A 21,730-nucleotide genomic window follows, 5' to 3' on the forward strand; every position below is an offset into this window, starting at 1 on the left:
TGAAAGTAACAGAGTAATAGTGTTGAAGGCGTGAGCAATGAACAGCGCAAGGAACTGGGCCTCTTTCTCAGGACCCGCCGCACCCAGGCCTTGCGCTCGGACTATGGCCTGCCTCCGGTGGGCAGGTCCCGCGAGCGCGGCCTCAGAAGGGAAGAGATTGCGTTCCTCTCCGGAGTGAGCGTCACCTGGTACACCTGGCTTGAACAAGGCCGGGACATCAGCCCCTCACGGCAGGTCCTTGAATCGATTGCGCGTGCCCTGCATTTGTCCGATACCGGGCTGGGCTACGTCCTTTCCCTGGGTGGTTATTCATCTGCGCCTCCGAAGGGCCCGGTCGCAGCGGACGCGCCCGCTCACGTGCAACGCCTTTTGGAGGCCCTTGATCCCAACCCGGCCTATGCCTTGTCCCCGGATTGGGGCGTGGCCGGTTGGAACCGCGGCTACGAAGCGCTGTATCCGAACATCGGGACTTTCGACGCCGCCGACAGGAACCTCTTGTGGCTGGTTTTCACCGACCCCTATGTCCGCGACCTGCTGCCGGATTGGGATATCACCAGCAAAAGGTTCCTCGCCGAGTTCAGGGCTGAAACGGGGCAACGGCTGGGCGATCCGGATGTCGCGTACCAAGTGGAACGGTTGAAGGAAGCAAGCCCCGAATTCCAGGAAAGCTGGGACCGTTACGACATCCTGGGTTTCCAGTCACGGGAGCGGCTGTTCCACCACCCGGCAGTGGGAGTCCTTCAAATGGAGCACCACCAGGTCTCGCCCTCGGACCGGCCGGATCTTCACATCGTGGTGTACACGCCCGCTCCGGGCAGCGATGCCGGCGAACAGATGGAACGGCTCATGGGTAAGGGCAAGCAGATCGCCCTATAAGGTCAGCGCTGCTTCGTCCGGGGTGGCCAGAGTCAGGACGGCCTCCTCCACCGTCTCGTGGTCTTCCAACTCGCGCTCCAGCCGGCGGAGGACCACGGCCACTTCGTGCTCCGGATGATCCCCCACCAGGTCCACGGCCGCAACGAGGTACAGCTTACGGGGGCCCACGAATTCCAAGTGGAGGTACGTGAGCCGGGCGATGTCCGGATGGTCAAGCACCCGCCGGGCCATGGAGCGTTCAATGTCCGGGGTGACGCCCTGGCCCACAAGGAACCTCCGGTTACGGTCGATCAGCACCACAGCGACGACGGCCAGCAGGATGCCCACCACGATCGAGCCCACGGCGTCCGGCACCGGCGATCCGGTGACTTGATGCAGGAACACCCCGGCAAAAGCAACAACCAGGCCAGCCAGGGCGGCAGCATCCTCAGCGAAGACGGCCCGCAAGGTGGGATCAGAGCTGATCAGGACCTGCTCCAACGTGTGGCGTTCCAGCTCCCTGGCTGCCTTCCTGGTCTGCCGGAACGCCTGGACAAAGGAGAAGCCTTCAAGGACAAAGGCCAAGGCCAAAACCACGTATGCCACCAGGAAGTCCGACGCAGGCTCAGGAGTGATGAGCTCCTGGATGCCGTGCATGATGGACACCACGGCCCCGGCCGTGAAGAGCCCGAAAGCGGCGAACATCGACCACACGTAGGCTTCCCGGCCGTAACCCATCGGGTGGTCCTTGTCCCGCGGGCGCTGTGAGCGCCGTTCGGCCAGGAACAGGAACACCTGGTTGCCGGTGTCCGCCCAGGAATGCGCTGCTTCTGCGGTCATCGATGCGGAGCCCGTGAGCGCCGCAGCCACCGACTTGGCCGCTGCCACCAAGGTATTCGCCGCGAAAGCGATGATGACGGTCAGCAGCGTGGAACCGGACTTTTTTCGCTTCTGGGATGCGGCCATGGGGATACCGTACCCAACTGCAGGGAAAACAAAAGCCGCCCACCGTCGTCGTGCTTGAGTAAAAGCACGACGACGGCAGGCGGCTTGCGCGTTCAGCCTCAGGCGGGAAGGTGGCTGGCGACCTTCGGGGCTTCCGCTGCCGGCAGTCCCTCGCCGGCCTGGCCGTACAGCCAGTCGTTGTACTGGAAGTCGTTGTCCTTGCGGCTCTTGAACAGCAGGTTTCGGAGCGTCCGCCCCAGTCCGGAGACGTGCCAGGACTCACCCCAGACGCGGGCCGTGCGCTGGACCCGGGCGGTGCGGGCGGCGCGGACCTTGTTGAATTCCGCAATGGCGTCGTCCCACGCGGACGGGTTGGCGCCGTCGGCGGTGAAGACGGTCCCGGCGCTGACGTCCTGCAGCACGGCGGCGTCTTCGAGTGCCTGGCATGCGCCCTGGGCGAGGTACTGGAGCATCGGGTGGGCGGCGTCGCCCATGAGGACCATGCGGCCGGCAACCCAGTTTTCGATGGGGTCGCGATCGTACATGGGCCACCGGATGCTGGTGCCAAGGTTCGCGAGGGCGGCCTGGACGGCGGGGACACAGTCCTTGTAGGCGGCCTGGAGCTCGTCCACTCCCCCGTACTGTTCTTCACCGCGCTCAAAGGAGGGGGATTTGAAGACAGCCACAGTGTTCAGCAGTTCGCCCTTACGTAGGGGGTACTGCACCAGGTGGCAGTCCGGTCCGAGATAGACCACCACGTCCTCAAGGTCGGTGGCGGGGGTCTCCGCGGTGATGGGAACCGTTCCCCGGTATGCGACGTAAGCCGAGGAAACGGGTTCATCGGAGGCAACCAGGGGACGCAGCGTGGACTTCAGGCCGTCAGCGCCAATCACCACGTCCGCTTCATAGTCCACACCGCCTGCAGTGCGGACTACTCCGCGGCCATTCACAGTTTCCACGCTGTCCACCATGACGTCGTTGACCAGCTTCACGCCTGCCGCTTCACATCCTTCGAGGAGTACGCGGTGCAGGTCGCTGCGGTGGATGACCACGTAGGGGGCGCCGTAGCGTTCCTCGAATTCCCCGCGCAACGACTGTCGGGTCAGCTCTTCACCGGTGACGGCGTCGCGGAACACCAGGTGCTTCGGCTGGACGCCGATCTCCAGGGCCTTCTCCAGCAAACCCCAGCGCTTCAGGACACGGGAGGCGTTCGGGGCCATCTGCAGGCCAGCGCCAACCTCGCCGAACTCGGGGGCGCGCTCCACGAGCGTTACGTTGGCGCCGTTCTCGCGGAGGGCCAGGGCACCGGCCAGGCCGGCCATTCCTCCTCCCACAACCAGGACATCGGTGGACGGGGTGTACTCAGGCATTGTTTGCTCCTTGGGAGATCTTGTTCTTGATGTTGAGTCCGACGGCGGCCAACAGGACCGCTGCGACAGCGGCGGCACCGGCGAACGCGAGGAAGTTTGAGTTGACGCCCAGCCCGGCGGCGAGCAGCAGCCCACCCACCTGCGGCGCCACGACGGCACCGATGCGGCCCGTGCCCAGCGCCCAGCCGAGCGCGGTTCCCCGCAGATGGTCCGGATAGTGGCTCGCCACGGCAGCGATGATGAGGCACTGCGTGCCATGGGTCCCGACGCCGGCAAGCACCAGCGCAAGGTACACCACCGTCACGGGCGGGCTGGCCAGGAGGGCGGCAAGCCCGACGGCGGCGACGGCGGCGGCCGCTATCGCCGTCGGAATCGGGCCGAAACGGGTGCCCGCCCAGGCGGTAAGGACCGAGCCGGCCACGGCGCCCAGGTTCAGGGCCAAGGCGAACGTCAGGGCGGACCCGAGGTTGTAACCGGCCAACTGCATCAGGTTAGGCAACCAGGTACCGAGGCCGTACCAGGCGAACAGGGTTGCGATGGTGGCTAAGGCGAACAGCACGCTGACACCGAGGTAAGGCGCACGGAGGAGGGAACCGAACCCTGCCTTCTTGTTGGCTTCAGTGCTTGCGCCCTTCCCCGGTGCCAGGGTCTCCGGGATGAACTTGAGGCCCAGCGGCACTACGATCACCAAGGCCAGTGCTGCCACGAGGAACATGGCTTGCCAGCCGAAAGCGGGAATCAACGGGATGCCCACCAGTGCTGCGATGGAGCCACCGATCGGCACCCCGGACATCATGAGCGTGGCGATCGTGGACCGCCATTTGGTGGGGACCAACTCGGCCACCAGCGCGTTGGCGGAGGGGACAAGCCCGCCTTGTCCTATGCCGGCGAGGAGGCGAAGAATGCCGAAAACGGCCGCGTTGGGGGCAAGGGCACACAGGATGGTGAAGACCGAGAAGACAATCGCACAACCGATGATGGTTTTTCGCCTGCCCCACGAGTCGGCCATTCTTCCGGCGAAGATGGCGCCGATCATCATGCCGAGGAATGCCATGGAACCGATGGTCCCGGCGGTCGCCTTGGTCAGGCCCCAGCCTGTTTCGGAAATCAGGGATGACTGGACGGTGCCGTAGACGATGAGGTCGTAACCGTCGAAGACCACCAGCAGCCAGCAAACAAGGACGGCCAGCGCTGAGCCTTTGGAAAAGCGTGGCGCTGCGCCGGGAGCGTCAGCGGTGACGGCTCCGGAGGTTGGCCCATGCGACGCTGCAGCGGGAAGTGTGTGATTCATCCCACCACTGTCCTGCCGTCCACAGAATCTGCACCATACAATTCTGTTGTGCAGAATAATCCACCACGATCCTCCACTCGGAAGCCTTTGCAGAAAAGGCCCACCTATTCCATTGAGGCGGTGGACAACGCCTTGCAGCTCCTCCAACTGCTTCGCGATGGTGGCGCACTCAGGCTCAAGGACGCTGCGTCCGAATTGGGCGTGGCTCCGTCCACGGCCCACCGACTGCTGGCCATGCTGGTCTACCGCGGATTCGCGGTCCAGGACGAAAACCGGCGATACGTGCCCGGGCCGGCGATGGGCGCGGGTCCCGCGGGACTGGGCTGGACCAGGCCCTTGCGCGACCTCGCGCTGCCACACATGGAACTCCTGTCGGCTCGGCTCGACGAAACGGTCAACCTGATGGTTCGGGTAGGCACCAAGGTCCGCTTCCTCGCAACGGTTGAGGGCCGCAACGTCCTGCGGGTCGGTGACCGCCAAGGCACGGTATTGCCCGCAGACAAAACCTCAGGCGGCAAGGTCATGCTGGCCGAGCTTGAGCCGGCCATGATCGACCAGCTGTTCCGCAGCCAGAACGCCGGAATTGGCGGCGACACCATCCCGGACGACAGCTATCCCTCCTTCCTCCGGGAACTAGAGATGATCCGCGGCAACGGTTTTGCCGCAAATTTCGAGGGAACCGAAGAGGGCGTCAGTGCGCTCGGAATGGCCGTGCACAACCGGCATGGCCAAGTAGTGGGAGCGTTGAGCGTCGCCACACCTGCCACCCGGTTCCGCAAAGTGTTCGACGCCGGATTGGTCGCCGCCCTGCGTGAGACATGCCGGCAACTCGAAATCGACATCGCCGCCAACCCCGCCGACGAGGACTGAATCCAAAAAGTTCTGTACAGCAGAATTTTCTCGGACCCCGGTACCGCCGTCCGTAGGGTCGAACTACGCCAAGAACTGTTCGGACCTATCGAGGAGGCCTACGTGTCCATCAGCGCCGAGAACACGACCCACGAATCCGTGGCCGCCAGCCACGCCCTGCCGGAGCCCACTCCGGAGGAGGCTGCCCAGTTGGAGCAGTTGTACAAGGATTTCGCTGCCGGGAACATGGTGCCTTTGTGGACGGAGATCGGTGACCTGATGCCGATGGTCCCCACCCCGAAGGCTGTGCCGCATGTCTGGCGCTGGGATGACCTGTACCCGCTGGCCGCCCGGGCCGGCGACCTGGTTCCGGTGGGCCGGGGTGGCGAGCGGCGGGCCATAGCCCTCGCGAACCCCGGCCTCGCTGGTACCCCGTATGCGACCCCCACGTTGTGGGCCGCGATCCAGTACTTGGGCCCTCACGAGGTAGCCCCTGAACACCGGCACTCGCAGAACGCCTTCCGTTTCGTGGTGGAGGGCGAGGGCGTCTGGACTGTGGTCAACGGGGACCCCGTGGCGATGCGCCGCGGAGATTTCCTGCTCACACCGGGCTGGAATTTCCACGGCCACCACAACGACACCGACCAGCCGATGGCGTGGATCGACGGTTTGGACATTCCGTTCGTGCACTACGCCGACGCCGGGTTCTTCGAGTTCGGCACCGAACGCGTCACCGATGAAGCAACCCCGGACATCTCCCGCTCGGAAAGGCTTTGGGCCCACCCCGGCCTCCGGCCCCTGTCCGGATTGCAGGACACCACCAACTCCCCCATCGCGGCATACCGGTGGGAACACACCGACGCGGCCCTCCGTGAGCAGCTCCTCCTCGAGGACGAGGGCCATCCGGCCACCGTGTCCCAGGGCCATGCCGCGATCCGGTATTCCAACCCGACCACGGGAGGGGACGTCATGCCCACCATCCGTGCCGAGTTCCACCGCCTCCGCGCCGGCGCCTCCACCGAACCGCTCCGCGAGGTCGGCTCCAGTGTCTGGCAGGTCTTCGAAGGCACCGGCACCGCCATCCTCAACGGTGAAACCAAGGCCCTGGCCAAGGGCGACCTGTTCGTGGTCCCGTCCTGGCAGGAATGGTCCCTGACGGCGGACGCCGATCAGCCCGGCTTTGATCTTTTCCGTTTCAGCGACGCCCCCATCTTTGAACGACTGAACTTCAACCGCAGCTACACCGAAGGACCAAGTAAATGAGACTGCTCACCCTCCGCACCGAAACCGCCACCGGCAAAGGCACCGTCGCCGTCCGCCAGGACGGCGACACCCTCACTGAAATCGACGGGTTTGCCGACGTCGGGGCACTCCTGGCCGATCCCGCCTGGGAAACCACGGCGAAGGCAGCCAACGGCGCAACGCACGCGCTCGACGGCGCCGACCTCGCCGCCGTCGTGCCCTCACCGGGGAAGATCATCTGTGTTGGCCACAACTACCGCAACCACATCAAGGAAATGGGCCGGGACATCCCCGAGCACCCCACCCTGTTCGCGAAGTACACCGAATCGCTGATCGGCCCGAACGACGACCTCGCCCTGCCGCAGGAATCGGACACCGTGGATTGGGAAGCCGAACTCGCCGTCATCATCGGCAAGAAGGGCCGCCGCATCCCCGAATCCGAGGCAGCGGAGCACATCGCCGGTTACGCGGTCCTGAACGACGTCAGCATGCGCGACTACCAGTTCCGCACCATCCAGTGGCTCCAGGGCAAGACCTGGGAGAACTCAACACCCTTCGGGCCTGCCCTGGTCACCAAGGACGAGTTCAGCGCCGGACCGCTCATGACCTCTGCAGTGGACGGAGAAATCCAACAGTCCACCCCCACCGGCGACCTGGTCTTCACTCCCGAATTCCTGGTCTCCTACATCTCCACCATCATCACCCTGAACCCGGGCGACGTCATCGCGACCGGCACGCCCGGCGGCGTCGGCCACGCCCAGGACCCCAAGCGGTACCTGCAGGAAGGCCAGCTCCTGGTCACCACCATCGAGGGCCTGGGCCAGCTGAGCAACCGCGTGGTCAAGGAAGCCTGATGGTCGCGCGCCACGACCTCGCCACCGACCCGCGCCTGCAGGAAGAACTCCCGCAGGCGCGGCGGGGCACCGCGTTCTTTGCCCGCAAACTCAGCGAACTTTCCGACGCAGAGCTCGACGGCGGGACCCGCCTTCCGCACTGGACCCGCCGCCACGTCGTTGCCCACGTCGGGTACAACGCCCGCGCGATCGCACGGTTGGTGGAGTGGGCTGCCACCGGGGTTGAAACACCCATGTATCCCTCCCCTGAGGCGCGGAATCACGAGATCGATTTCGGCTCTACGCTGTCGCCGATTGCGTTGCGGAACCTCTTCGACCATTCCGCCGTGCACTTGTCCGTCGAATGGCGCGACCTCCCGGATGAGAATTGGGCCAACGAGGTCCGCACCGCCCAGGGACGTACCGTGCCTGCCTCTGAAACCGTGTGGATGCGGACCCGGGAAGTGTGGATGCATGCCGTGGACCTCGACAACGGCGCCGCGTTCGACGACATCCCCAGCCCTGTCCTGGAACGGCTCCTCAAAGACATCACCGGCGCCTGGAAAACCCGCGGTACCGATACTGGACTCCTCATCACAGTGGACGAAACCGGCCAGGCGTTCGGCGACACCATCGCCACGAACCCGACGATCGTCACCGGGCCGCTGCCCGCCGTCGTCGAGTGGGCCGCCGGCCGCAGCAGGGACGGCACGAAACCCGTCCCGCCCCCTTGGATCTGAGAGTTTTGAACACGTACTGTACAAAAACCCGATAATTCAGCGCACTATGGGGAGATGAACGCCACCAGCCCGAACGGCCCGGTGGAGGGAGGCTCCAACGGCAGGGTGCCCCACCTGCACCCGTGGAGCCGCTATGTGGCTTTGGGCGACTCGTTCACCGAGGGAGTAGGAGATCCGGAGCCGCGCAGCCCCGGGGGCTTGCGGGGCTGGGCGGACCGGGTAGCGGAGGAGCTCAGCAACGGACATCCGGACTTCGCCTACGCGAACCTGGCAGTCAGTGGAAAGCTGCTCCGCCAGATCCTGGACGAACAGGTGGGACCGGCGCTGGCCCTCCGGCCAGACCTGATCACCCTCAACGCCGGCGGCAACGACCTGCTCTTCCACCGGACAGATCCCGATTCGCTGGCCCTTGAGCTGGACGCGGGGGTGGAAGCACTGGCCACCACAGGAGCGTCCATCCTGCTGTTCACGGGCCCGGACTGGGGCGCCACGCCCGTGCTGGGGCGCACCCGCGGGAAGGTGGCCATCTTCAACGAAAACATCCGCGTTGTCGCAGCCAGGCATGATGCCGTGATCGCAGACCTATGGGCCCTCCGCCAACTCACCAATCCTCAAATGTGGGACCCGGACCGCCTGCATTTCTCCCCGCTGGGCCAACACACCATCGCCATCATGGTCCTGGATGCCCTGAACGTCCCGCACTCCCTGGAACCCCTGGCGCCGAAGCCCCTCCCGGAACGCAGTTGGCGCGAAGCGCGGGCGGACGACGCCGTCTGGGCGCGGGAATACTTGGTTCCGTGGGTGCTGCGCCGCCTCAGGCAAAGGAATCCCGCCCAAGGCCGACACCCCAAGCGGCCCCAACCCGGCCCGGTTTTCGGCGCTGCCATGCCACCGGGGTCCTTTGTGGGCACCGATCCCCGTAACCTCACCGCGCGGGAGGACCGCCAGTAAACGTGGGCGGGAAACCGCGGGGTATGCATTCCATCACCCTTTGCCGCGCCTGTGGTGGCTTCGACAGGATCAACGCTAAAATTTCACTTGCCGCATGTACAAGCTCTTCGGCATCAACCGCGCTCTTTCCTCGGAGTGCCATACCGTGAGTGGGGGAAAACGACCAGTCATGACGACAGGCAGTACCCCCAACCCCCAGCCCGGATCTTCTTCGGTGAAAAACGTTCCTCCCGTCAGCCATACCCTTCAACCCCAGCCGTCCCCGGCTGCTGGTAAGCCCGTGGCGTACCCTGCCATCTGGCAGGGGTTCCTTGGTTCGCTGTTCATGTTTGCCGGGTCGATCGGTATTGGATGGATCGCCAACGGATCCCCCATGATCCGGCATCCCATAGTCATTGCCCTCCGCACAGAAGGATGGGGCGTCACCACCTCTGCGGTGTTGCTGACTGTGGGTGCCATGCTGTTGGTGCGCTCCTGGCTCAGGCTCGGGCAACGGATGGGTACGTGGGAGGGGAACTCCCTGCGGCCCATTATTTGGGCCATCACCGCCTGGTCCCTGCCGTTGCTCTTTGCTGTGCCCGTCTACTCACGCGACGTGTATGCCTACATAGGCCAGGGCCGCCTGATGATGGAGGGCCAGAATCCCTACACGGTAGGCATCTCAACTCTTAGCAACTGGTTCTCCCTGGGCGCCGACCCGGCCTGGGCCGAAGCCAGGACGCCCTACGGGCCGTACTTCCTGTGGATGGAGCACATGGTTGTCGCCATCACGGGCGCCCAACCGGATGTGTCCGTCCTGCTGTTCAGGCTCCTGGCTGCCGGCGGCGTGCTGCTCTGCGTGGTGTACGTACCCAAGCTTGCTGCCCTCCACGGCATCAACGGCGCCCGGGCACTGTGGATCGCGGTGGCCAACCCCCTGTTCCTCATAAGCTTCGTGGCCAGTGCACACAACGACGCCATCATGGTGGGCCTGGCAGTGGCCGGCACGTACTTCGCCGCCACCAAGCGCCCGCTGATCGGCATCCTGCTGGTCACTGCGTCCATTGGCATCAAGCCGATCACCGTGTTGTTGCTCCCCTTCATCGGACTGATGTGGGCCGGCGCCGGAGCATCGTGGCCCCGGAAATTCGGGATCTGGGCAGCAACAGCGGGGATCAGTTTCGGCGTGTTGTTCCTCAGCGGCATTCCCCACGGCCTCGGAATGGGCTGGGTGTGGGCCATCACCGATCCCACGCCCGGCTTCACCGGCTACTCGCCGTCGGGGTTCCTTGGCCAGCAAATCGAGTTCCTTGGAAACGCCCTGGGGCTCCCGGGCAACGCCATGGCCGACATCCTGCGCTCCGTCATGAAATGGGGCGGCGTGGGGCTGGTCCTGCTGCTGATGTTCCGTGGAGACCACTCCCGGGTGGTGCGGCGCATGGCCCTGGCGTTCGCGGCTTTGGTGTTGCTGTCACCCATCATCCAGCCCTGGTACATCCTCTGGTTCGTACCGTTCCTGGCCGTGACGGGCATCAGGGACGACTGGCAGATGCGCAGTCTCTACGTCGGGGTGACCTTCTTTGTGGTCTTCGGGGCGCAGGACCAGCTGTCCGTGTGGTCCTTCGTGGAGGTCTCAGTAGACCTTTCCTCGCTGGCCTTCGCGATCGCGCTGCTCTTTGCCTTCTACCTGGTGTTCCTGGACATCCATACACGCAGGCTCCTGGTCCAAGGCAGGTTATCGCGCTGGGTGGGCCAGAACGACCGGCGGCTGCTCCACCGGCCACCCACCATCCGCTAGAGCGTTACCTGCCGGACCTGGCTCCGCCGTCCCAGTTCCACGGTCCGCTGAACCGACCACCACAACAGCACTACCAGCAGCACGTTCCTGATGGTGAGGACCGTGGCCATGACCGGGTGGGCGTGAATGAGCGGCGTGTAGAACAGCGGGTAGATCACGAACGTCGTCATGGCGATGGCCATCAGCAACGCGGCAGGCACCTTCCAACGGTTCCAGTCGTGCGTCAGGCCGGCCACGATCACCGGCGCCAGCCAGATGATGAACTGCGGCGAGCCCACCTTATTGAAAACGATGAACGCGGTGGTCATCATCAGCGCACCTTCAAGGAACAGCTCCTCGCGCTCGGCACCGCGTTTGAGGGCGCGGATCAGGAGGATCGCCCCGGCGACCGCGGCGACAATCAGCAGCGGCTGCATCAGGAAAGCGGCTGCGTCGGCCCCGGGCCCGTAGACCTCGGTGGAGTTGATGGCCGTGTTGTCCGCCATTTTGGAGCCGGCGATGTTGAAGACACTGAGCCACACCCAGGGCGTGGAGAAGGTGGCTTCCAACTGCATGCCGCGCTCACCCTGGTTGATCAGGAAGTCCAGGATGTGCTTGAAGCCGCCAGTCAGGTAGGTTCCCAGACCCACGACGGCGGTGACGGCCGCGCCCGCTGCGACCATCTGCAGCCGCGAGCGGCTGGCAATGATCATTGGAGCGAGCACCGCCGCGGGCCAGACTTTGATCCACGTCGCGATACTGAGCAGCACCGCGGCAACTACCGGCCTCCGCGCAGCGCACAGCAACGCAATGAGCACGATCGGGGCCGTGATGCCCTCAACGCGGGCAAAGCTGAGGTAGCCCATGAAGACCGTGAAGAACAGCCACCACCAGGCAGGCGCGATTCCGCTGACCTTGCGCGGGCCCCTGGTCAGGTACCAGAGACCCACGGCGTTGAGCGCCGTGATGATCAGGAACCACATCAGCAGGTACAGGTCCGGGCCGGCTATTCCGGCAAGGAAGATGGGAATCTGTGCCAGCACCGGGTAGACCCAGGGACTGATCTTGCCCGGGTTCGCCGGGTTGTAGCCTTCCAGCGACCATTGCCGGTACTGCTCGGTATCGCTGAACGTGTCGCCGTTGAGGAAGAAGGACGCCATCCAGCACAGGAAGAAGAAATGCACGACGGCGAAGCCCCACCACACGCTGCCGGGCCGGGCGAACCAAGCGACGACCGCGGGAGGCAGGACACGGCTGCGGACGCGGACCAGCCGGTCGAAGAACGTGGCAGAAATTTTAGAGCTCCTTGACCGCTGGTTCGGCAACGACTGAAGGCTTCCTGCCCAGTGAATACAGGCGGCGCGCGGACCAGAAGAAGAGGACCACCAGGAGCACGTTGCGGATGGTCAGCACCATGGCCATCAGTGGGTTGTTGTGGCTCAGCGCATCGTAGAACAACGGGTAGATGAAGAACGTGGCCACCGCGATGGCTATCAGCATGGTGGCCGGGACGCGCCAGGCCTTCCAGTTGTGGGCCAATCCGACGGCCACGGCCGGGGCAAGCCACACCATGAACTGGGGTGATCCCACCTTGTTGAAGACAATGAAGGCGGTTACCAAGGTCAACGCGCCCGCGAGCAGGAGTTCGGTGCGGTCAACGCCACCGCTGACTTTTCCTTGGTGCAGGGCCCAGAAGGTCAGTCCGGCCACGGCGGCCGCGGCAAGCAGCAGGAGGGGCTGCATGAGCACCGACATGAAGGCCGTTCCGGGCCCGTCCACCTGCATGGAGTTGATGTCGGTGTTCATGTACATCCGGGAGTCGCCCACGCCCAGCACGGACAACCAGAGCCAGGGCGTGGTGAAGGTGGCTTCGAGCTGCATTCCGCGGTCACCCTGCTGGGTCAGGAAGTTCAGCAGCTTGGGAACGGCGCCGACCGTAGCGGCGAGTGCCACCACAACCGCCGTCGTCGTAATTCCTGCCAACACAACCAGCAAGCGGTTCTTGACCACGGCGAACAGCGCCAGCATCACAGCAGCGGGCCATACCTTGGCCCATGTGCCAATGCTCAGCAGCACCGAGGCGATGAATGGCCGCGCCACGCCGTACACCAAAGCGACCAGGACAATGGGGGCGGTCAACCCATCAACGCGTGCGAAGCCCAGCCAACCCATGAGCAGCACGAAGGACAGCCACCACCAGCCGGCCGGGATGGCCTCTGCGCGGCGGCCACGGTCGGTGAGCTTGAGCATCGCCCACCCGTTGAGGACGGTGGTGATCAGGACCCAGAGGAAGAAGAAAGGCCCGGAGCCCGCAGCGGCGGCGATGCCCATGGGGATAAGGGCCAGGATGGGGTACACCCAAGGACTTGGGCCGCCTGAGAGGTTGCTTTCGTTGAAGCCGGCCAGGGCCCATTCACGGTAGATAAAGGTGTCGCTGAACGCCTCGTTGCGGAAGGAAAGCAGAGCAGCGAAGATCAGGAAGCCCAGGTGGACAACTACGAAGCCCCACAGCAGGCCCCGCGGCGTGTTGAGACGCTCCAGCAACCTCCCCGGCAGCGTTTTGCTGCGAAAATCCGCGAGAATACTGAAAAACCTGTCCATCAACGTAGAACTTCCTGGCTAGGTGGGTCCGTGCTTGAGCAGTCCCCAGTTTTCTTGGGACCGGCAAAACCCCCGCGTGCTACTTTACGCGAGTCACCCAAAAGCCTTGCAGTCAGCCGGCGGGCTGCGCTTCGGTCTGCGCACGGATGCTCCAGGTCGACCAGTCCAGTGGATGCACGGAAGGACGCCCCAGCAGGTATCCCTGGGCTGCGGTGACGTTCAACGCGGTGACTTCTTCAAGTTCGGCCGTGGTTTCGATGCCTTCCGCGATGACGCTGGCTCCGAGGTCCCTTGCGAGCTCCACGATGGCCCGTGCGCGCATCTTCTGCCCTGCGCTGCCTTCGATGCCTTCGATGAGGTGCCGGTCGAGTTTGATGATGTCCGGGCGCAGTTGCTCAACCCTGTCCAGGGAAACCAGGGCAGCACCCGAAGCGCTGACCGCCAGCCGGAGTCCCAAGGCCCGGAGGGGACCCAGTCCATTGGCACCGGAGTGCCCGCCGGCGTCTTCCAGGCTGCCGGTCAGTTCAACGATGATGCGCTCGGGCGCCAGGGCAGCTGCGGCCAGCAGGTTACGCACCCGCGGGTCGATCGACGTTGCCGGGGTAAGGTTCAGCGCCACGGACATGGCATCCGGGACCTCGTGCGCGGCGGTCAATGCGCAGTGCAGCGCGGCGATTTCCAGTTCGGTGCCCAGTCCTGCGGCAGCTGCCTCACTGAACCAAACGTCAGCGCCGGCACCGTCCTCGCCAACGAACCGGGTCAATGCTTCGACGCCCACCACCTCGCCTGTTGGCAGGGCGTGGACGGGTTGGAATGCCGTCAACAGGAGCTTGTCTGCGAGGACCGCCTGGATGCTCTCGCGGATCTCGGGGCTGACGGGAACGGAAACGGTCCGTGCTATGTCAGATGATTCCAGGTGCAGGCTGGCGGGCTCACGCTGGACAGGGACCTTAGCCCCCGATGCCGGGGTTTTCCTTGTCTCCAGCAGGTGTTCCAGGAGGGCGGCGGCGGGGTTGTCCGGGTGGGCATCCACCAACACGCGTAGCCTGTTCCGGGCCTCTTCGCTGCCGGGATCGGTGTCGGCCAGGATGGAAGCGATAATGTCCAGCACCTGCTCGCGCATGGTCGCACCGCTGCTTTGCGGCGCGGCCCCAGAGCTTTCATGGCGCGAGCTATCGGCACCGCGATCCGGTGGGCTGGAGCCCTCTTCTTGAGCCATCGAAATATTCCTTTATGTGAATCCCCCGCTGGCTATGCCAGACACCTGCCGGACCCGCAACATGTGGGCCTTGTCACGAATCTAACAGAACGAACCGCAGGACGTTGCTACAGGCCCTACTGGCATTAACCAGGCAAGAATTCGCCGGGTTCAATCTCCTTGGCCATCTCGTCCAGGAACCGCATCACAGTCTCCCGTTCGGCGGGGGTGAGCCGTGCTGCGGCGAGGAAGCGTTTGGCTTGCTGGCGGCCCACGGTGCGCATGGCGGCGTCGTGCGTTTCGGGTGTGATTCCAATGGCGAGCGCCCTGCGGTCGGAGGGGTGCGCGCGGCGGGTGATGTGGCCTGCACGTTCCAGCCGGTCGAGCAGCTTGGTGGTTGACGCCGTCGAAATGTGGAGGTGCGCCGCTATTGCGCCGGGGGTGGCAATAACGCCATGGTTGGCACAGACAATCAGGTAGTGCAGGGCGCGCATGTCCGACTGGTTAAGCCCCATGTAGATCCGGGAAGCGTCGGAGAGTCGCTCCTCAGCCTCGCGCAACCGCCCCAGGGCGGCCATGAGCTCGTTGATCTGCTGGATATCGGAGTCGGAGAGGCCGGAGCGGTCCACGAGTTCCTGGTGGGGATCGTTGGATTCCACGCTGTAAATGCCCGAGGAAACCGAGGCGTCGATTTCTTCAGGTTTGGACATGTTGAGTATGTTACACCCAACTTCTTACATGGTAGCCTTTCTTCTAGCTTATCTAGCAATGTTGTTGATTGAGTTGTTCCGAGGGAAGGCGAGAAGTGAACGCGACAGAGATGGTCGTCCTCCTTGACGATGCCGGCAACCCCATCGGAGAGGCCCCCAAAGCCTCAGTGCACACCCAGGACACTCCCCTGCACCTGGCGTTCTCCTGCTACTTGCTTAACGAGGCAGGCGAAGTCCTCCTCACCCGGCGCTCGCCCGAGAAGAAGACCTGGCCAAGCGTGTGGACCAACAGTTTCTGCGGCCACCCGGGACCGGGCGAAGACTTCGAGGAGGCCATCATGCGGCGCGCACGCTTCGAACTCGGCGTGGAAGCCAACCGGATCGAACCCGCCCTCCCCCACTTCCGCTATCGGGCGGTCGACCCTACAGGGATCGTGGAAAACGAGATCTGCCCCGTGTACACCGCCCGGATCAGCGGCACCCTCCAACCCAATCCCGCCGAAGTGGCCGACTGGGCCTGGATATCGCCCGACTTGCTCAGCGAAGCCCTGGAACACACGCCCGCGGCCTTCAGCCCCTGGCTCGGCATGCAGTTCCCGCAGCTTCTCGAGGCCCGGACCCTCCCTCTCGCAGCAGGTGCCGGGGCATGACCATCACCTCAGGAACCGTGCGCAGCCGAACAGATCTCTGCACCGCCATCGAGAATGAGCTTTCCGGCCTGATCGGCAAGCGGACCAGTGCCGCCACAGCCTACGGTCCGGACTTCGCCCACCTTTGGACGCTGGCAGGTGCGAACGTCCTGGGCGGCAAGTTCGTCAGGCCGCTCCTCCTCATGGAAACCTATGACGCCCTCCAACAAGGGAACCCGCGGCAGCGCGAAACCGCCATCAGCATCGCTGCCGCCATCGAACTCCTCCACTACGCGTTCCTGTTGCACGACGACGTGATCGACGGCGACCTGGTCCGGCGCGGGCATCCCAACCTGATCGGATCCCTCCTGGCCGAAGCGGGAGAGCTTCCCAGGCCCGATGGCGCCCTCCACTGGGCCCAGACCGGTGGCATCCTCATGGGCGACATGCTGCTCTCAGCCACCCACCAGGCATTCGCCCGCGCCGAGCTGCAGCACGAACTGCGCCTTCGCCTGCTGGATCTGCTGGAACACACCATCAACGAGACCGTGGCAGGCGAGCAGCTTGATGTGGGCCTGGGAGATGGCATCGTGGCCCCGGAGCTTGAAACCATCCTGGTGATGTGCGGCTACAAGACGGCCACCTACACCTTCGAGCTACCGTTGCGTGCCGCCGCGGCGCTGGCCGGGGCGGACTTCGGCGTGGAAACTGCGCTCGCCACGGCAGGCAAGCACCTGGGATTGGCTTTCCAGCTGCAGGACGACCTCCTGTCCACTTTCGGGGATCCGCGCCGCCACGGCAAGGATCCTTTTTCGGATCTGCGGGAAGGCAAGCAAACGGCCATCATCGCCCACGCCCGCAGCACCAGCAGCTGGGCGGACATCGAACCCTTCTTCGGGCTCCCCGAGCTCAGTGGCGCGGACGCCCACCATGTCCGCAGGCAGCTGACCGACTGCGGAGCTGAGCAATTCGTCCAATCCCTGATCAGCGAGCAAATGCGGTCCTTCAACCACCTGCTGAGCAGTCCCGAATCCCAGGTTCCGCCGGGCGCCCGCGACGTCCTGTTGGATCTTGCAGGCCAACTGGAAGGACGGCAATCATGAGCGTCGCCATGGACACTTCCTTTACCCAGTTCACGCGCACCGCCGAGCGCGCCGCGAACCAGGTCATCGCCGCCTACTCCACTTCCTTTGGCCTCGCCTGCAGGTTGCTGGGCTCCCGGCACCGCCAACATGTCCGCAATATCTATGCCCTGGTGCGGGTCGCCGATGAGCTGGTGGACGGGGTTACCGCGGAGGCGGGACTCAGTTACCAGGAGCAGAATGACGCGCTGGACCATTTCATCGATGAAACCCACCGCGCCATCAAGATCGGGTACAGCAGCGACCTCATCATCCATGCGTTCGCCCAAACAGCACGCGCGGCCGGGATTGACGCGACCCTGATCAACCCCTTCTTCGACTCCATGCGCACGGACCTCGGCGGCCACGCTGCCGCCCCTGCTGTGCCGCTGCGGTTCGACGCCGACGCCCACCAGGGTTACGTCCACGGTTCCGCTGAGGTTGTGGGGTTGATGTGCCTGCAGGTGTTCATGCGCGGGCAGGACATCGACGACGACGGCCGCTCAGCCCTGCGCCATGGCGCCAGCCAGTTGGGGGCTGCGTTCCAGAACATCAACTTCCTCCGCGACCTGGCCGACGACACCGAACGTCTTGGCCGCAGCTATCTGGGTACTGCCGAGCATCTCGAGGACCGTGACCGGATGGAATGGGTCCGGACCATCCGCGGCCAACTCTCCGACGCCAACGCGGCCATTCCCCTTTTGCCACGGGACGCCCGGGCCGCTGTCCGCAGCGCACTGGCCCTGTTTGCGGCCCTGACTGACAGGATCGAGCAGACAACAGTGGACGAGCTATACCGTTCACGGGTGCGTGTGCCGGACACCGTCAAAGCCGGGCTCGCTGCCCGTGCGATCGCCTCAACCTGGATGGAGCTTCGCCGATGACCCGCACGGTAGTTATCGGCGGTGGCATCGCTGGGCTTGCCACCGCCGCTCTTCTCGCCCACGAGGGACACGAGGTCCAGCTCCTTGAGCAGCAAGATCACGTAGGTGGCCGGGCAGACAGCCTGGAACGGGACGGATTCCGCTTCGACACCGGCCCCTCCTGGTACCTCATGCCCGGCGTGTTCGATCATTTCTTCAAGCTCCTGGGCACCAGCGCCGCCGAACAGCTCGACCTGCGCACGCTCAGCCCCGCGTACCGCGTCTTCAGCGAACCAGGCCACGACGGCGTAACGCCGGAACCGCTCACGGTCCCCTTGGGCAGCGAACAGGTTCTGGACACCTTCGAAAGGGTCGAGCCCGGAAGTGCCAGGGAGTTGTCGGCCTACCTTGACTCGGCGCGGCACACCACGGACATGGCCGAACGCTTTTTCCTGTACAACCCCTTCACCAAGCTCTCAGAGTTGCTGCACCCGGAGGTCGTCCGGAACCTTCCCCGGCTGGCGCAGCTCCTCCTGACGCCGTTGGACAAGTACGTTTCCCAACGGTTCCAGCACCCGGTGTTGCGGCAGGTGCTGGGCTATCCTGCCGTGTTCCTAGGCACCAGCCCTTCGGCCGCTCCCGCCATGTACCACTTGATGAGCGCCCTGGACCTTGGCGACGGAGTGCAATACCCCATGGGTGGGTTCCGGGAGCTGGTGGAGCGCCTCGAAGCCTTGGCCACCGAGGCCGGGGTCCGGATCCATACGGGTGCCGAAGCACTCAAGATCACTACGCGGGAAGCAACCCGGACCAAGAAGGTGGGCCGCTTCGACGGAGTGAAGCTCCCGGCCCCCTTTACCGGCAAGGACAGCCGGGAAGTGACCGGCGTGAAATGGCGCGACGCCTCAGGAGCCGAGCACTACAGCGTTGCCGACCAGGTTGTCTCCGGTGCCGACCTGCACCACACCGAAACCCAACTCCTTGGCGTCCGGGACCGAAGCTACGACAGCAAGTATTGGCAAAGCCGCACCAGCGGGCCGGGCGCCGTCCTGGTGATGCTGGGTGTCAAAGGTACGTTGCCACAGATGCCGCACCACTCCTTGTTCTTCACCCGGGATTGGGAGGCAAACTTCGCCTCGATCTTCGGTGCGGACACCCGCATTCCGGATCCGGCGTCGATCTACGTCTGCAAACCCAGCGCCACCGATCCCGGAGTGGCCCCGCAAGGCCATGAGAACTTGTTCGTCTTGGTTCCCGTCCCCGCCGATCCCACGCTCGGGGCAGGGGGCCCGGACGGCACGGGCGATGCGCTGATAGAACGGGCCGCGGATGCAGCGATCGACCAGATCGCCCAGTGGGCCGGCGTCCCCGACCTCCGTGAACGTATCGTGGTACGCCAGACCATCGGTCCGGCCGACTTCGCCCGGGACTACAACTCCTGGCGCGGCGGCATGCTCGGACCGGCCCACACGCTTCGCCAGAGCGCCATGTTCCGGGCCCAGAATGCCTCCAAGCGGGTCCGCGGCCTGTATTACGCGGGGGCCACCACTGCTCCGGGCGTAGGTGTCCCCATGTGCCTCATCAGTGCCGAGCTGGTGCTGAAGCGGATCCGCGGAGACCATAGCCCGGGCCCTACCGCTGTCAGGCCAGTAGCTAGCAGGATTGGCTGATGGGTGTCCTCTATTTAGGCTCGTTACTGTTTGGCATCGGGTGCATGCTCCTGCTCGACCACCGTTTCCGGCTGTTCTTTTGGCGGGACGCCACAGCGGCGGCCGTAGTGACCGCCGTCGGGGTTTTGTTCCTGCTCGCCTGGGACCTGGCCGGCATCGGGCTGGGGATTTTCCTGCGCGGTGAAGGCACCATAGCCACTGGCCTGCTGATCGCTCCGGAGTTGCCCATAGAGGAGCCGGTGTTCCTCCTCTTCCTGGTGCTCTGCACGATGGTCCTGTACACAGGCGCCGGGCGCATTCTGGGACGGATCCCCGCCCGGCAGGGCGAGAGGGAGAAGGAGAACGCGTGACCTACTTAGTGCTCGCGCTCCTCTTCATCGCCGCCGCCGTCATCGCCGGAGCAGCGTTCGCACGGGCAGCCTTCGCACGGGCAGCGTTCGCCGGGAAGGGTGGCGGGCCCGGCGAGCGAGGGCGGCATTGGAAAGCCGTGGGCCTCGCTTTCGCTGCGCTGGCCGTGCTGACGGCAGTATTCGACTCCGTCATGATCGGCCTGGAACTCTTCCACTACGATCCCGCGCACATCTTGGGGCTCAGGGTGGGCCTCGCCCCCATTGAGGATTTCGCCTACCCGTTGGCCGGCGTCGTGGCACTCCCCGGCTTGTGGGTGTGGCTGACGCGTCGTCGCAGCCGCGCCCCACAACCCAACCTCAAAGGCCTCGTCCCACAAGCGCTGCTCGCCTCCCGACCGGTCAGCTGGATCAACACCGCCTACCCTTTCGCAGCAGCCATGCTCCTGACAACCCGCGAGATCGACTGGGTCCTGATCGTGGGCACCTTCTACTTCCTGATCCCGTACAACCTGGCCATGTACGGCATCAACGACGTCTTCGACTACGAGTCGGACCTCAAAAACCCGCGAAAGGGCGGGATCGAAGGCGCGCTCCTGCAGCCCCACCTGCACCGGCCCATGCTGTGGCTGGCGGCGATCACCAACGTGCCATTCCTGCTGATCCTGGCCTTCGCCGGAGGGCCTGCAGCGTGGATCAGCCTGGCGGTGAGCGCCTTCGCCGTCGTGGCCTATTCCGTGGCCGGACTCCGCTTCAAAGAACGCCCTGTCTTGGACTCACTGACCTCCAGCACGCACTTCGTCAGTCCCGCCGTCGTGGGTTTGGCGCTGGCCGGCGCAAACGTGACGCCCGGGCTGCTGATCCTGCTGGCCGCGTTCTTCCTATGGGGCATGGCCGCCCACGCGTTCGGCGCCGTCCAGGACATCGAGCCCGACCGGAAGGCAGGCATCGGCTCCATAGCAACAGTCATCGGTGCGCGCCGAACGGTGCGGCTCGCCGTCGTACTGTGGCTTGTTGCCGGGCTCGCTATGCTGGCCACGCCGTGGCCCGGCCCGCTGGCGGCGATCATCGCCGTCCCGTACATCGTCAACTGCGCCCCGTACTGGAACGTCACGGATACGACGGCGGCACGCACCAACGTTGCGTGGCGCCGGTTCATCTGGCTCAACTACGGTTCAGGATTCCTGGTGACGCTCATCTTCATCCTGCAGTGGAGCCTCACCTCATGAGTGGGGCGGTTCCTCTTCATCGATGGCGTCCAGCGCTTCGCGCATGTGCTGCAAAAAGTTCACCACGATCTGCGACTCTTCCGGGCTCAATGCGCATGCCGCGTCGAGCATACGACGATGCATTCCGCCCAAGGTATGCCGGACTTCCTGGTCTGAACCGGTGGTTGCCTTCAAAATCAATGCCCGACGGTCGGTGGGGTGCGGCTCCCGGCGGATATGGCCGGACTCCACCAGACGGTCGATCAGCGTGGTCATGGAAGCGGACGTTATGCCGAGTTTGTCGCCAAGGTCCTTGGGCTTCATCAACTTGCCTGCAGCCTCGGCTTCGAACAAATACCGGAGGGCCAGCAGGTCCTTCTCACCCATCCCCATGGACGAACGGGTCCGTCGCCGCATCGCTTGTTCGGAGGCACGGTAGTCCCGCAGCGCGTTCAGGACGTCAACGTCAATGGCCTTCTGCCCCGGGTCTTTCCCGTACCAGTAGCCGTGTGCGTGGCCTTCCGAGTCCATCCGATGTTCCTTTGATAAAC

21 protein-coding genes are annotated in these 21,730 nt (G+C 64.7%); 13 read left to right on the forward strand and 8 right to left on the reverse strand.

The features are described from left to right. The first annotated feature begins 30 nt into the window (after positions 1 to 30). A complete protein-coding gene (locus ACNQOP_RS05225) occupies positions 31 to 876 on the forward strand; it encodes a helix-turn-helix transcriptional regulator (protein ID WP_235520210.1) in 846 nt (281 codons plus the stop codon). Here the strand turns inward: ACNQOP_RS05225 and ACNQOP_RS05230 are convergent. The 3 genes from ACNQOP_RS05230 to ACNQOP_RS05240 all read right to left on the reverse strand — a co-directional run bounded on the left by ACNQOP_RS05230 (position 871) and on the right by ACNQOP_RS05240 (position 4,461). Beyond that, the gene (locus ACNQOP_RS05230; protein WP_416403561.1) at positions 871 to 1,821 is read right to left on the reverse strand and encodes a cation diffusion facilitator family transporter; all 951 of its coding nucleotides are present in this window, start codon (positions 1,819 to 1,821) and stop codon (positions 871 to 873) included. The genes ACNQOP_RS05225 and ACNQOP_RS05230 overlap by 6 nt on opposite strands. A 98-nt stretch (positions 1,822 to 1,919) precedes the next feature. After that, the gene (locus ACNQOP_RS05235) at positions 1,920 to 3,170 is read right to left on the reverse strand and encodes an FAD-dependent oxidoreductase (protein ID WP_416403562.1); all 1,251 of its coding nucleotides are present in this window, start codon (positions 3,168 to 3,170) and stop codon (positions 1,920 to 1,922) included. Then, on the reverse strand, positions 3,163 to 4,461 hold the full coding sequence (locus ACNQOP_RS05240; RefSeq protein ID WP_416403563.1) for an MFS transporter: 1,299 nt from the start codon (positions 4,459 to 4,461) through the stop codon (positions 3,163 to 3,165). Before ACNQOP_RS05240 ends, ACNQOP_RS05235 begins: the two co-directional genes overlap by 8 nt. A 48-nt stretch (positions 4,462 to 4,509) precedes the next feature. Here ACNQOP_RS05240 and ACNQOP_RS05245 point away from each other — a divergent pair, with 48 nt between their 5' ends. The 6 genes from ACNQOP_RS05245 (at position 4,510) to mptB (ending at position 10,853) form a co-directional block, all read left to right on the forward strand. Then, positions 4,510 to 5,331 carry an IclR family transcriptional regulator gene (locus ACNQOP_RS05245; RefSeq protein ID WP_416403564.1) on the forward strand — a complete coding sequence of 274 codons (822 nt, stop codon included), beginning with the start codon at positions 4,510 to 4,512 and terminating at the stop codon, positions 5,329 to 5,331. Positions 5,332 to 5,433: 102 nt separating this feature from the next. Beyond that, entirely contained in the window at positions 5,434 to 6,573 is a 1,140-nt protein-coding gene (locus ACNQOP_RS05250; protein WP_257370189.1) for a cupin domain-containing protein, read from the forward strand. Further along, a complete protein-coding gene (locus tag ACNQOP_RS05255; protein WP_416403565.1) occupies positions 6,570 to 7,406 on the forward strand; it encodes a fumarylacetoacetate hydrolase family protein in 837 nt (278 codons plus the stop codon). Before ACNQOP_RS05250 ends, ACNQOP_RS05255 begins: the two co-directional genes overlap by 4 nt. Further along, positions 7,406 to 8,125: a maleylpyruvate isomerase family mycothiol-dependent enzyme gene (locus ACNQOP_RS05260; RefSeq protein WP_416403566.1), complete on the forward strand. Its 720-nt coding sequence runs from the start codon at positions 7,406 to 7,408 to the stop codon at positions 8,123 to 8,125. The genes ACNQOP_RS05255 and ACNQOP_RS05260 overlap by 1 nt, the downstream gene beginning before the upstream one ends. A 54-nt stretch (positions 8,126 to 8,179) precedes the next feature. After that, entirely contained in the window at positions 8,180 to 9,076 is an 897-nt protein-coding gene (locus tag ACNQOP_RS05265) for an SGNH/GDSL hydrolase family protein (protein WP_416403567.1), read from the forward strand. Positions 9,077 to 9,245: 169 nt separating this feature from the next. Further along, positions 9,246 to 10,853 carry a polyprenol phosphomannose-dependent alpha 1,6 mannosyltransferase MptB gene (gene mptB, locus ACNQOP_RS05270; RefSeq protein WP_416403568.1) on the forward strand — a complete coding sequence of 536 codons (1,608 nt, stop codon included), beginning with the start codon at positions 9,246 to 9,248 and terminating at the stop codon, positions 10,851 to 10,853. On the opposite strand, the gene ACNQOP_RS05275 is transcribed toward mptB, so the two are convergent. The 4 genes from ACNQOP_RS05275 to ACNQOP_RS05290 form a co-directional block, all read right to left on the reverse strand. Continuing rightward, entirely contained in the window at positions 10,850 to 12,103 is a 1,254-nt protein-coding gene (locus tag ACNQOP_RS05275) for a glycosyltransferase 87 family protein (RefSeq protein ID WP_374111533.1), read from the reverse strand. The genes mptB and ACNQOP_RS05275 overlap by 4 nt on opposite strands. A 25-nt stretch (positions 12,104 to 12,128) precedes the next feature. Beyond that, complete coding sequence (locus tag ACNQOP_RS05280; protein WP_235520220.1) at positions 12,129 to 13,433, reverse strand: glycosyltransferase 87 family protein; 1,305 nt, start codon at positions 13,431 to 13,433, stop codon at positions 12,129 to 12,131. Between the two features lie 112 nt (positions 13,434 to 13,545). Further along, positions 13,546 to 14,652, reverse strand: coding sequence for an EAL domain-containing protein (locus tag ACNQOP_RS05285; RefSeq protein ID WP_416403569.1), 1,107 nt, complete (start codon positions 14,650 to 14,652; stop codon positions 13,546 to 13,548). Between the two features lie 125 nt (positions 14,653 to 14,777). After that, positions 14,778 to 15,341, reverse strand: coding sequence for a MarR family winged helix-turn-helix transcriptional regulator (locus ACNQOP_RS05290; protein WP_257370197.1), 564 nt, complete (start codon positions 15,339 to 15,341; stop codon positions 14,778 to 14,780). A gap of 95 nt (positions 15,342 to 15,436) precedes the next feature. Between ACNQOP_RS05290 and idi the strand changes: the two genes are divergently transcribed. The 6 genes from idi to ACNQOP_RS05320 are packed head-to-tail and all read left to right on the forward strand — an operon-like array spanning position 15,437 to position 21,200. Further along, entirely contained in the window at positions 15,437 to 15,991 is a 555-nt protein-coding gene (gene idi, locus ACNQOP_RS05295) for an isopentenyl-diphosphate Delta-isomerase (protein WP_235520223.1), read from the forward strand. Next, entirely contained in the window at positions 15,988 to 17,073 is a 1,086-nt protein-coding gene (locus tag ACNQOP_RS05300) for a polyprenyl synthetase family protein (protein ID WP_257370199.1), read from the forward strand. The genes idi and ACNQOP_RS05300 overlap by 4 nt, the downstream gene beginning before the upstream one ends. Beyond that, entirely contained in the window at positions 17,070 to 17,975 is a 906-nt protein-coding gene (locus tag ACNQOP_RS05305; RefSeq protein ID WP_257370200.1) for a phytoene/squalene synthase family protein, read from the forward strand. The genes ACNQOP_RS05300 and ACNQOP_RS05305 overlap by 4 nt, the downstream gene beginning before the upstream one ends. Next, a complete protein-coding gene (crtI, locus tag ACNQOP_RS05310) occupies positions 17,972 to 19,624 on the forward strand; it encodes a phytoene desaturase family protein (RefSeq protein ID WP_416403570.1) in 1,653 nt (550 codons plus the stop codon). Before ACNQOP_RS05305 ends, crtI begins: the two co-directional genes overlap by 4 nt. Then, a complete protein-coding gene (locus ACNQOP_RS05315) occupies positions 19,624 to 19,974 on the forward strand; it encodes a lycopene cyclase domain-containing protein (RefSeq protein WP_284985118.1) in 351 nt (116 codons plus the stop codon). The genes crtI and ACNQOP_RS05315 overlap by 1 nt, the downstream gene beginning before the upstream one ends. After that, on the forward strand, positions 19,971 to 21,200 hold the full coding sequence (locus ACNQOP_RS05320) for a prenyltransferase (protein WP_416403571.1): 1,230 nt from the start codon (positions 19,971 to 19,973) through the stop codon (positions 21,198 to 21,200). The genes ACNQOP_RS05315 and ACNQOP_RS05320 overlap by 4 nt, the downstream gene beginning before the upstream one ends. Here ACNQOP_RS05320 and ACNQOP_RS05325 read toward each other — a convergent pair. Beyond that, complete coding sequence (locus tag ACNQOP_RS05325) at positions 21,195 to 21,710, reverse strand: MarR family winged helix-turn-helix transcriptional regulator (RefSeq protein WP_416403572.1); 516 nt, start codon at positions 21,708 to 21,710, stop codon at positions 21,195 to 21,197. The genes ACNQOP_RS05320 and ACNQOP_RS05325 overlap by 6 nt on opposite strands. Positions 21,711 to 21,730: the final 20 nt, after the last annotated feature.

Origin of the sequence: Arthrobacter sp. LFS091 (assembly GCF_047977885.1) — a bacterium.
Taxonomy (GTDB): Bacteria; Actinomycetota; Actinomycetes; order Actinomycetales; family Micrococcaceae; genus Arthrobacter.